Annotated in this window: 9 protein-coding genes and 1 pseudogene; 2 read left to right on the top strand and 8 right to left on the bottom strand. The window is 64.9% G+C overall.

Features of this window, described 5'->3' with window-relative positions; translation table 11 throughout:
- The first annotated feature begins 21 nt into the window (after positions 1-21).
- Positions 22-1,143, top strand: coding sequence for an LLM class flavin-dependent oxidoreductase (locus tag VFC51_15975; GenBank protein HZT08520.1), 1,122 nt, complete (start codon positions 22-24; stop codon positions 1,141-1,143).
- Positions 1,144-1,218: 75 nt separating this feature from the next.
- Complete coding sequence (locus tag VFC51_15970; protein ID HZT08519.1) at positions 1,219-2,178, top strand: TAXI family TRAP transporter solute-binding subunit; 960 nt, start codon at positions 1,219-1,221, stop codon at positions 2,176-2,178.
- 58 nt (positions 2,179-2,236) lie between these two features.
- Here the strand turns inward: VFC51_15970 and VFC51_15965 are convergent, their stop codons facing one another.
- The 8 genes and pseudogenes from VFC51_15965 to VFC51_15930 form a co-directional block, all read right to left on the bottom strand.
- Entirely contained in the window at positions 2,237-3,601 is a 1,365-nt protein-coding gene (locus VFC51_15965; protein HZT08518.1) for an MmgE/PrpD family protein, read from the bottom strand.
- 96 nt (positions 3,602-3,697) lie between these two features.
- Positions 3,698-4,708: an LLM class flavin-dependent oxidoreductase gene (locus VFC51_15960; protein ID HZT08517.1), complete on the bottom strand. Its 1,011-nt coding sequence runs from the start codon at positions 4,706-4,708 to the stop codon at positions 3,698-3,700.
- Between the two features lie 31 nt (positions 4,709-4,739).
- On the bottom strand, positions 4,740-5,144 hold the full coding sequence (locus VFC51_15955; protein ID HZT08516.1) for a RidA family protein: 405 nt from the start codon (positions 5,142-5,144) through the stop codon (positions 4,740-4,742).
- 23 nt (positions 5,145-5,167) lie between these two features.
- On the bottom strand, positions 5,168-6,706 hold the full coding sequence (locus VFC51_15950; GenBank protein ID HZT08515.1) for an ABC transporter substrate-binding protein: 1,539 nt from the start codon (positions 6,704-6,706) through the stop codon (positions 5,168-5,170).
- A gap of 281 nt (positions 6,707-6,987) precedes the next feature.
- Entirely contained in the window at positions 6,988-8,148 is a 1,161-nt protein-coding gene (locus VFC51_15945) for a Rieske 2Fe-2S domain-containing protein (GenBank protein ID HZT08514.1), read from the bottom strand.
- A 43-nt stretch (positions 8,149-8,191) separates the two neighbouring features.
- Positions 8,192-8,992: pseudogene (locus VFC51_15940) on the bottom strand (class II aldolase/adducin family protein).
- 29 nt (positions 8,993-9,021) lie between these two features.
- Entirely contained in the window at positions 9,022-9,972 is a 951-nt protein-coding gene (locus tag VFC51_15935) for a hypothetical protein (protein HZT08513.1), read from the bottom strand.
- Positions 9,973-10,043: 71 nt separating this feature from the next.
- A complete protein-coding gene (locus VFC51_15930; protein ID HZT08512.1) occupies positions 10,044-11,264 on the bottom strand; it encodes a Rieske 2Fe-2S domain-containing protein in 1,221 nt (406 codons plus the stop codon).
- Between the last annotated feature and the right edge of the window lie 64 nt (positions 11,265-11,328).

Raw genomic sequence — 11,328 nt, 5'->3', positions numbered from 1 at the left:
GCTCCGCGGAGGAGTGAGGCGATGGAAATCTGGCTATTCGACATCATGATGTGGCCATACCGCCAATGGGAGATCCCCTACCCGTTCCCTGCGTCCATGTACGACCGGAAGCTGGGCATGAAGCTGTACGACGGCCACCTCGCGCTCCTGAAGCGGGCCGACGAGCTTGGCTACGACGGCGTGTGCCTCGCCGAGCACCACTTCGCCTTCAATGGGACTGCCCCGTCGCCCAACCTGATCGCCGCCGCCGTGGCGACGCACACATCCAACACCAGGATCGTCCTCATGGGCAATTGCCTTCCCATCCACGGACACCCGGTCCGCGTGGCGGAGGAGCTGGCGATGATCGACGTCCTCTCCCACGGGCGCCTCGTCAGCGGCTTCCTGCGGGGCACAGCACGAGAGACCCACGCCTACCTCGTGGACAACAGCGAGGCGCGGTCCATGTGGGAGGAGTCGTGGGAGCTGATCGTGAAGGCATGGACGGAGCCGGAGCCGTTTGCGTGGCACAGCGAGCACTACGACTACGATGAAGTGTCCATCATTCCTCGGCCGGTCCAGCAGCCGCACCCGCCCATCGTAGCGGCAGCCAACAGCGCGGAGAGCATTGAATGGGCGGCGAGCCACCACGCGGGGCTCCTCACGAGCTTCTCGCCGACCGAGCAGATCGCTGAGACTCTCGGCTACTACCGAAAATACGCCCAGGAGCAGTGCGGCTGGACCCCGCGGCCAGAAGACACCGGCGTGAGTCGTCAAGTGTATGTGGCCCACACCGACGCCCAGGCGCGCGAAGAGGTCGAGGCCCACGCCTTCCAGTTCTACAGCAACATCGGCGCAGGGGTGCACGATCCCCAAACGCGCGAGCGGCAGCGCCTCCGGATCAGCGATCGAAGCTACGCGTACAAGTCCGCAGGGCACCGGGCGATGCCCATCGGCGAGGACGCCCGGTATGAACGGGTGATCGAGGACGGATATCTCGTGGCCGGAAGCCCGGATACCGTCACGCGGCTGATCAAAGAGCAGCAGAAGGCGCTGGGCGTCGGCCGGTTCCTGACATACCTCCCCTTCGGGACGATGGAGCCCGATCAGGCGATGCGCAGCCTAGAACTGTTCGCAAAAGAAGTCATGCCGAATCTCCGCTGACCGCTGAACCCGTTCCCGACCACGAGCACGAGAGTCCCACGCATCGATCCAATTGCATTGAAGGAGCGCCCACCGGTGGCTGAACGACCAACCACATCCGTCCCGGCCGTCACTCGATCGTCCTTGATCCTCGAGGCGACCGCCGAGATGGTCCGCCAGCCCGGCTTTCGTTTCGATCAATCCCGCGTTCAGATGCGGACCCAGGGACAGCAGGCCTGGGCGGCGACGCTCTTCGGCAGCGATTCCTACCAGGTCGTAGACCAGGTCGTTCGCGGGGAAGTGGACATCGCGCTCATGAACCCCGCCGGGCCGTTGGCCGCCGCGTATCGCGGGAAGGCGGCGTGGTCGAAGCCGATGCCCGTGCGCGCCATCGCCGTTATTCCGTCGCTCGATTGGCTGGCCTTCGCCGTCGCGGACCGCACGGGCCTCCGCTCGCTGGCCGACATCAAGGAGCAGCGTTATCCACTGAAGATGTCGCTCCGCCGCCAGCCCGACCACGCCACCCACCTCTACATCGACCAGGTGCTGGCCTGCTACGACTTCAGCGTGGCGGACATCGTGTCATGGGGCGGGGCCGTCGTGCCCAGCTCGCACATGTCATTTCAGCGCGAACGGACCAGCCAGGTCTTGAGCGGCGAGGTCGACGCCATCTTCGACGAAGCCGTGCTCTCCTTCATTCCACAGCTCGGCGATCTGGGAATGCATCTCCTCCCCCTGGAGGAATCGGTGCTTCAAGCTATGGACGACGTTGGCTTCCATCGTTCGCCGATTCCCAGGTCGCGGTTTCCAAACCTCGACTCAGACGTACCGGCTCTCGACTTCAGCGGCTGGCCGATCTACACGCGCGCCGACGCGCCCGACGACATGATCTACCGGTTCTGCCAGGCGTTGGACGCCCGCAAGTCGGCGATCATCTGGCAGGAGCCCCGCGATCTTCCTATCGACGAGATGTGCCGGGACACCCAGGCAGCCCCGCTGAAGGTCCCGCTCCACCCGGCGGCCGAACGCTATTGGCGCGAGGCCGGCTACCTGTAGGGCGCCGCATCCGCCCCGATCGCGGGGAGTTGCCCGCCGAGTTGCCCGGTCGCCGTCGCTAATTGGCCAGGAGGGGGCGGAGCGCCGCAATGGACTGAAGCCCGGTCAGATCGAGGATCGCGTGCGCGGCTTCCGTGGCGCGCTTCTCGCCGTACACGCTGCCGATCAGATCCACGGCCTTTGCCAAGACCTCGTCCCGCGTCATGGGGTTGTCCCGCGTGCCTTTGACTGCCGGCACGTGCCGTTCGAGGACCGAGCCCTGGTTGGTGTGGACGCGAACCGTTGCCGGGCGCTGGCTCTCCATGCCCGCGAAATCCGGGTTGCCGGCGAGGCTCACGCGCTCCATCAGTCCAGTGATGGCCGGGTCGTTCAGGCGATCGTAGGAGTGCGTAGCCGCGAAGGTGAGCTTCCCTCCGTCGAGGAGGATGGACGCGATGCAGTACTGGAGATTGACGTCGGGCATCGTTCGCCCATCGACAACGCGCGCCCCCTGGGGAGGCAGCAGAACGTCGACGGAACGCACGTCGGACGCAGTCAGGCTGTGCTCTGTCACCAGGGCGGTCATCGCCTCGGCCGCCGCCTGGATCGGCGATCCAACCGAAAATTTCTTGATGTTCGTCAAGGAGATCTCGTAGTGCGAGCCGAGGGTAGACACCAGCTCGGGAAACTGCTCGCCCCTCGGGCAAAAGACCTCCAGGAAGCCGTTCTCCCCGTCGAACGCGTTCTCCTCGCCCGTCATTCCGGAAGCGACGAAGAGCGCAGCGGTCACACCGCTGCGCGCGCCGTTCCCACCGAAGACGAAGGACTTCTCCACGTGTTCCAGGTCTCGCACCCAGGAGGTGATGCCCGAGGCCTGCTGGGCCGTGAACGATAGCGCGTACCGAACGCCGACGGAATCGAGCTTGAGCAGGGCGGCCGCCGCCGCGGCCGAGCCGAACATTGGGCCGATGGTGTGCGTCGCATGCCCGTGCCATCCCCGGGCGTCGATCCCCCCCATTGCCCGTGCGACACGGCAGCCCACGTCGTATCCCAGCGCGACGGCGCGGATGAACGCCTCGCCCGTCGACTGCTGGCGCTCCGCGACAGCAAGCGCGGCCGGCACAATGGCGCAGCCCGGGTGGGTCAAGGATGGAGCATGGGAGTCGTCGGTCTCGTCAGAGTGCGCCAACATTCCGTTCGCCAGCGCCGCGTTGATCGCGGTGGTGACGATGGGCGACCCGACCACCGTCGCCTCCTGCGTACCGCCCTGGGTGCGGATGAAGTCGATAGCGGCGCGGCCGGGGCGGAGGCGCGACCCTGTGACCATCGCAGCGACCGTGTCGAGGATGTGGAAGGAGGTCTTCTCTTGCACTTCGGGCGGCAGCGGTCGCGACAGGGCCGACGAGATATAGTCGGCCAGCGACTCGAATGGTGAAGAGCGCACCACGGAACCTCCTTCATCCAACGACGGCGCGGTGCGCGCCGAGCGCGTATCGACACCGCTGTGCTCCGCAGTCGCCATGCGTGCGGAGCCGAGGCATCAGCCGAACGCGGGCATGACTGCACGGGCAAAAAGACGCATCGACTTCACCACGTCGGCGTGTGGGAGCCCGCCGAAGCTGAACTGCATGCCGAAGATGTCGAAGTCGAAGTTTTTCATCGTCCGTCGCAGGATCTCGACGCACTGTTTTGGGGTGCCATACACGTTTCGGCCTGCGGCGAGCATGCCCTCCCAGTCGCTCTCATCGGGTCGGGCTGGACGGCCGAGTCCGACGCGAGACAGCGCGTTGTACCGCGCAATGGCAGCCTGGCCCAGCTCACCCGCGCGACGCGCGTCCTCGTCGACGTAGGCCCGAAGGTGGATGAGGCAGTGGCGATCGGTCGGGCTGAAGCCAGCGTCTGCGAGGTTGCTTCGCCACGCGGCAACGCCCGGGCGAACCTCAGCCGGTGGGCGCGGATGGGCGACGGTCATGATGTTGTATCCGCGCTGGCCGGCCCGGCTCAGCGATGTCTCCGAGAGGCCGGCGATCCAGAGGGGCGGGTGCGGCTCCTGGATCGGGCGTGGGAAGATCGTGAGATCGTCGAATTGCCAGAACCGGCCCTTATGGCTATAGCGCTCATGCGTCCATGCGCCCAGGATCACCTCCAGCGCCTCCTCAAACCGGTCGCGCGCCTCGGCGATGTCCACGCCGAACACGTCGTACTCGCGCGGATTGTTTCCCACGCCCATGCCGAACTCCAGGCGGCCACCGGACAGCGCATCGGCGAGCGCGTAATCCTCGGCAATGTGCACGGGGTGCCGGAGCGGGAGAACTGAGACGGAGCAGCCGAGCCGAATCCGAGACGTACGGGCAGCGGCTGCGGCAATGAGCGCGGCTGGGTTCGGGCTGGGACCTCCGTACTGCATGAAGTGGTGCTCGGTGAACCAGAAGCAGTCGAAGCCAAGATCCTCCGCCAGCGCGATCTGCTCGAGCAGCTCCCGATAGTAGTTCGCGAACGGCGGGTCGACACCAACCACGTAGTTCGGCAGCATCACGACATGAAATCGCATCGCGGGAGCGCTCGAGTCTCAGGACCCGGTCCTACAGGACTGCAAGGACCGAGACTTCGAAAAACAGGTTGCTGTTGGGAAAATCGCGGTAGACGACGATCCGCCCGGGTCGGCTCTCCGGGTTCGGGAACATCTTCAGCCACTCGGCGTTGATCGCCTTCCGGTACTGCTCGTCCTTGAGATACACGGTGAGCTGGACGATGTTTTCGGTGGTGCCGCCGGCGTTGGCCATGAACTGCTCGACCGCGCGGAACACCTCGCGGGCCTGCTCCTCCGGATCGGTTCGGCTCATGTCGCGGACATCCCAGTTGATCCCGTGAAGGAGGGATGACGCTACGACGTTGCCGATCCGGGACCCCTCGGGGATAGGAGCCGAACCGGCCTCCTGGCGTCGCGGCCCTTCGCGCGAAAGAAAGATGGATCGTCGGTCAGCCATATGATGTTCCCCTCCAGATCACATTAGCTCGATACGTCCCAATCGTGGGCGTTCCAGGTCTGGACGGATTTCTGACTTCGCGCCGTGACGTTCTTGAGCCGCTTGGCAATCGCCGTCGGCTCGGTCTCATAAAACAGCCCCATCCACAGGACCTGGTCGGTCATGAAATGAACGATCTGGCCGAGCACGCGCATCCGATCCGCGAACGGAATCGTCGTGGTGTAGCTGTCGATCTGTGCGTCGAACTCGGGATTCCGGTATCGCGTGCGGTTGAGACCGGTGAAGTTGTTCTCGGGAAGGGGCGTCGTGCGGCTGTGGGCGCGCGTGATGGCATCGACGTCGTTGGGCTGGCGTACGAGAGCGAAGCCGGAGAATGTGGCGCGGTACTCCGCGTCCGTCGCGCGCTGCGGAGGGACGACGTCGACACCGACGCCGATCCCCAGCTTCTGCCAGTAGTCCGCCACGGAGAACGCCGACTTAACCTGGGCCTCGAGGCTCGACGTGACCTGGATCTGGACACCCAGAGCGGTTCCGGCCGCATCCCGATAACTGCCATCGGCCCCAGTCTCGAACCCCAGCTGTGACAGCCGCTGCTTTGCGGATCGCGGATCGTATTCATACTTCACGACGCTGGGCAGTATCTCGTTGAATTCAGCGTCCTGGGGGCTGACGTACACGTGCGCTACGGGGACCATCCCGAATTCGAGCGTATCCGCCATCTCCTGTCGGTCGATCCCATCGAGCAAAGCGCGACGAAACGCAGCCTCGCCGATGATCGCGGGATGTGGCGTAAGAAGCTGTGGGTACAGCGCCATCCAGCTTTGTGACGCGATGTCGACGGTGCCATCGCGCCATTGATCGCGGAGGTTGACGCCCTGCTCGAGGGACAGACTCCGCCCGAGCGTCACTTCGACGGAATCCGCGAGCAGGTTCGCGACGACCGCCGCGTTATCGGGGATGAATCGAATCTCAATCTCGTCGATCTTTGGCCGCCCGAGGACGTAGGCATCGTTAGCGCTCACCGTAAGGGAGGCGCCGCGCTCGAACTCCTTGACCCGAAACGCCCCGGTACCGATGAACTCGCCGCTCCAGTACGAGAGGTCGAGAAACCCGGCCCGGTCGTAGGTATACGGGTCCGCCAGGATGTGCTTCGGGAGCGGCAGCGCGATGGCCCGCGAGAACATCGAGTCGGCGCGAATGTACGGTCCGGACCAGCGTACGCGTACCGTGCGGGCATCCAGCGCATCGACGGACTCCACGATGTCGTACGTCGGGTCGCGAAAGACGGGTATCTCGCGATCCTGTCCGACCTGGACGGTGAAAACCATATCGTCCGCCGTAACCGGTACGCCGTCGTGCCACTGGGCGTTTGGCCGGATCGTCCACGTCGTCTCCATCCGCCCGTCGGACGTGACGATCCAGTGGCCGTTCTCGACCGTTGGGACCTCCTCCGCCAGCCGCGCCTGGAGCACTCCGTGGGCGTCCGGCGTGGACATCCCCACGTTCAGCAGCTCCTCGATGGCGTCGACGCCCGGTTGCGACCCACCAACGGTCGAGCCCACCCGTGAATTCAGCGTGGGCGGGTTGCTTTGCACGGCGGCGACGACTCGCTTTAGCGCTCCGGGCGATTGCCCCTCCGCGTTTGGACGTGACGAATAAGAGGACGAGCTCTGGGACGTGCACGCCACGACGAGGGTGAGCATTACAGCCCCCGTGAGGACGCGCACGATCTGGCTGGGGCACTGTGCGAAGGATCTCGCTCGACGGCGATGCTTCGCTACGATCAGCATGACCGTTCTGCCACCCACGCCGTTGGGGAGCAGATAGCCAGGTGGCTCACGAGCTAGGCCAGCGCGCGCGCCCGACGCTCGGGCCGCCGAAACTCGTTGTCCACGTTCGTGTCGATCACGGCGTGGTTCGGGTCTCGAATCACGTTCAGTGGGTCGAGCCCTTGCTGTACTCTCGCGATGTTCTCGAACATCATCTCCCGCAGCATCACGATCCCGCGATCGCTCGTCGCCAGCCGTTCCGCCGTGCGGTCTGCGATCTGTCCCTGGGTCTCCCACGCCATGTGGTCCTGCGCCTGGACTTCGATACGCGTGTCGAACCTCGCCTCCGGATGAATGCCGTCGGGTGGGCTCTTATATGGCGCAACATACTTCACCGACGACTCATCTTCATCCTCGATAACGCTTCCATCGGGTGTTGGCTCAAATCCGACCCGAAAGATCTGGGTGTGGGTATCGTCGACCGGGACCCGGATCTGCGTCTCGGTGAAGACGCGCAGGATGTTGGGAAAGATGTAGGGATGCTCGTCCACGTCGCCGTTCGTCCGAAGACGGCGCTTCATGATGCCATAGGGCACGCGCCACCACTTCTCCTCCACCACTTCGTCCTGCAAGCCCCGCGTCGTATTGGCGACGGGCTTGCCGCGCGCGATGAACTCCTGGTGCAGGATGAACCCATGGGCAATGTCCACGGCGTTCTCGGTGGGCTGAAACCAGTTGGCCGCCAGCATCGGCTGGACCGCGAGGTGCCGTCTGCCGTCCTTGCGTGCCCAGATATCGTACTTGGGAATCTCTGGCGCGGGCTGCGGGCCGAGATAGGCCCAGTACAGCCCGACAAACCGCCTCACCGGATACGCCTTCATCTTCACCGTAAGGTGGAACCTGCTCTCCGCCGGCTCGGCGGGCGTTTCCAGGCAGTTCCCGGCCGTGTCATAGAGCCAGCCGTGGTAGGCGCAGGAGATCCCGCGCTCTTCCACGCGGCCGTAGAGCATGGACGCCCCGCGGTGGGCGCAGTGGTCCTGAATCAGGCCCACGTTGCCCGACTTGTCCCGAAACGCGACGAGATCCTCTCCCAGCAGGCGGACGAACTTCGTCGGATTGTCGGGCGTCAGCTCGGCCGCGACGCAGAAGGGGAACCAGTACCGCCGCAGCAGCTCCCCACCGGGCGTGCCGGGGCCAACGCGTGTGAGGACTGCATTCTCTTCGTGTGTGAGCACGCGACCTCCTTCGCGATCGCATCGCACCCGTTATTTGGGTCGATCAATGGCCGAAGGCGAATCCCAGCTCGTTGAACTGAATGAGCCCGGGCTCATTGACCAGACTTACGTAGTAGTCCCAGCCGAAGCCGCGCTCACCGTCGCTTTGGCCGCTCGCCGCCGCCACACGCTCGCGACGATCGAACTCGGCTTTGTCCTCGTCGGAGATCTCGGGCGCGTCGCCCTTGAGGGCAGCGAGGTAATTCAGCCGCGCCAGGTTCTCCAAGACGATGGACTTGTGGGTCGCCTCCTCGACCGTCTTGCCCACGACGAGGATGCCGTGGGCCCGCATGAGGCAGACGTCTTTCTCCCCCATGCACTCGAGCATAGGGTTCGTCTCATCGAGAGTATGCAGCGTGATGGACCGCTCCTAGAGCGGAAGTCCCTTATATGCCATGCGCATCCCCGGCGGCTCATAGCCCCCAAAGATCGGCCGGAGGGTCACCCCCGTCATCGTGCACAGCAGAACTCCCGGCGGGTGGGCGTGGACGACGGCGTTGACGTCGGGGCGCCGCCGATACACTTCGGTGTGGAGATAGATCTCGTTCACGCGGCGTACGCCCTTGGCGTCCCCGACGACCTTTCCGTCGAGATCCACCTCGATGATGCTGGCGGGCTCGGCATACCGAAGACCCCGGTCCGCAGCAGGTCGCCCGCGCACGAGCACGTTGGCCGACTCCGGATGCCGCGTGCTCACGTGCCCCGTCGATCCCTTGACGAGCCCATGCTGCGCCAGGATTCGGCACGAGAGCGCCACCTTCTCTTTCAGGCTCTCGACCGTCTCAACCGCGCCCTTCGCCTGCATGTCCATACCCCCCATTCCGTTTTTCGTGTCTACGGACGCCAGATGCCGAACGTTACCCCCTGTCCGGTGCCTACCGCGGAACGGTAACAGGGGATGTAGTCGACGAGTGTCATCGCCCTGGGCTCCATGGAACCTGCGCAGGCGATCCAATTCAGGATCTCGGGCGTCCCTGGGGCGCCATTGAGGCGCTCGCGAGACACCGAGCACAGTGCCTCAGAGTCTGAGCTGACGAGCGCGTCGATGACGCTGCGGTCCAGCGCCTCATCGATGATCTGGTGGCTGAGGCCGCCCGACGCCATGATGACCACACGACGGTCAACATCCCAGGCTTCGACAGCGCGCCGGAGGGCATTCCCGAGCTGATAACAGCGTCGCGGGGTCGCCTGGTTCGGCAAGTACCGACTGATAGCGAACGGCACGTAGGCCACCGACGCCGCCGGGTCATAGATGCGCTGGAGCAGCGTGAACGCCTCATCGAGGTTCGCGCCCGGGCGCGACTGAAACGCGCACGCGAGGTCGAAGCCGTCATCGACCAGGTATTGCATCAGGTGCCGGGCGAGGGAGCCATCGGTCGGATAGGGCGGCCCTTCTCGGCGCTCGGCGGGATCGCTAACGGTGAGAGCCCGCTGGCGCGGATAGCGCGTGGTGACGGGCGGGGGATCGTCCAGATAGATCCCGAACGTTGGCTGCATGCGGTCCTGGTCGACGCCGCCGTGCGGATTGCTGAGCACGATCACCGTGTCAGGCGCCGCGTCGCGCAGCGCCTGGGAAACCAAGCCGATGGCACGCTGGCATCGATCGTATCGCTCCTGCAGTCGCTCGGGCGCAAGCTCGTTCTCGATGGCCGGGCCCGGCTTTAGCGCTGTGAAATCGAAGCGCGGGTCTTGCCGGTCTTCGACACCAAGCCGCAACCAATGGTCCGGCTCGGTGTGCATCGTGGGACCATGAGAGCTGCCGACCCCCAACACGACCGTTGCCATTGCACCGTCCCCTCTTCACGTCAGACTGGTTTCCCGCCGCTTCCGGGATTCGGTTGAAACCGGGTTCGCTCCTAGCGCGAGCTTCGGGAGCTGGAGACGCCGCCCACAGGGATCCCCGCGCGCATGAAGGGCACGGTGTCCCCGTCGAGATTCGTGTCGATGATCGCGTGATCCGGATCTCGCACGATGCCCAGTGGGTCCCGCCCCTGCTGCACCAGCTCGATCTGTTCGCGCATCATCTCGCGCAGCATGACGATGCCGCGGTCCGAGGTCGCGAGTCGCTCGGACGTGCGGTCCGCATTTTGCCCCTGGGTCTCCCACGCCATGTAGTCCTGCGCCTGAACCCAGTCGCCTGAGCCGTAGCCGGCCACGTCGATGATGCGCATGAAGTAGTGGGCGGAGGGATACAGCGCAGACGGCGGGTCCTTGTACGGCAGCGTGTACTCGACCGGGATCTCGCCCTCGTCCTCGATCAGACTTCCATCCGGCGTCGGCTCGAACACCACGCGAAACACCATCGTTCGGGAGTCGTCGACCGGTGTGCGGATCTGGATGGTGTTCCCGACCCGCAGCCCGTTGGGGAAGATGAGCGGGTGCTCATTGCCCGTTCCGTCCCGGTGCACGCGCTTCTTCATCAGTCCGTAGGGCACGCGATAGAACGTGTATGACTGGATATCGTCCACATTGCCGCGTGTCGAATTGGTGATGCGGACGCCACGCTGCTGGTGTGGCTCGTAGTGGAGCACATCGGCGTGCACGGGATCCGCCGCGTTCTCCATCGTTTGAAACCAGTTGCAGTCCAGGGTCGGCTGCACGACGATTCGACGCCGCCCATCCTTCCGCATGAAGACGTCGTAGCGAGGGATCACGGGGGTCGGCGCAGGGCCGAGATATGCCCAGAGCAGTCCCGAGAACTCCTGCACAGGATAGGCCGTCTGCTTCACCGTCATGTGGAAGCGGCTGCCCGCCGGCTCGGCCGGACATTCGAGGCAGTTTCCGCTCGTGTCATAGAGCCAGCCGTGGTACGCGCACGCAATTCCACGCTCTTCGACTCGTCCATAGAGAAGCGAGGCGCCGCGGTGCGCGCAATGGTCCGCCAGCAGGCCGACCCGTCCGCGTCCATCCCGAAAGAGCACGAGATCCTCGCCAAGGACCCGGACAAATTTCGTGGGCGAAGCCGGCGTCAATTCGGCGGCTGCACCGATGGGCATCCAATATCGGCGCAACAGATCCCCGGCCGGAGTGCCCGGCCCGACGAGCGTGAGTGCCTGATTCTCTTCCGGTGAAAGCACCCCTTCCTCCGCGCAGAGAGACTTCTTTTGGGATCCGGGTGATTGGGAGGAGTTGACGCGATGG

It is taken from the genome of Chloroflexota bacterium, assembly GCA_035652535.1.
In the GTDB taxonomy this organism is placed as follows: domain Bacteria; phylum Chloroflexota; class UBA6077; order UBA6077; family SHYK01; genus DASRDP01.
Note: the sequence above shows the minus strand (reverse complement) of the source record. Positions and strands in the feature narration are given on the sequence as shown.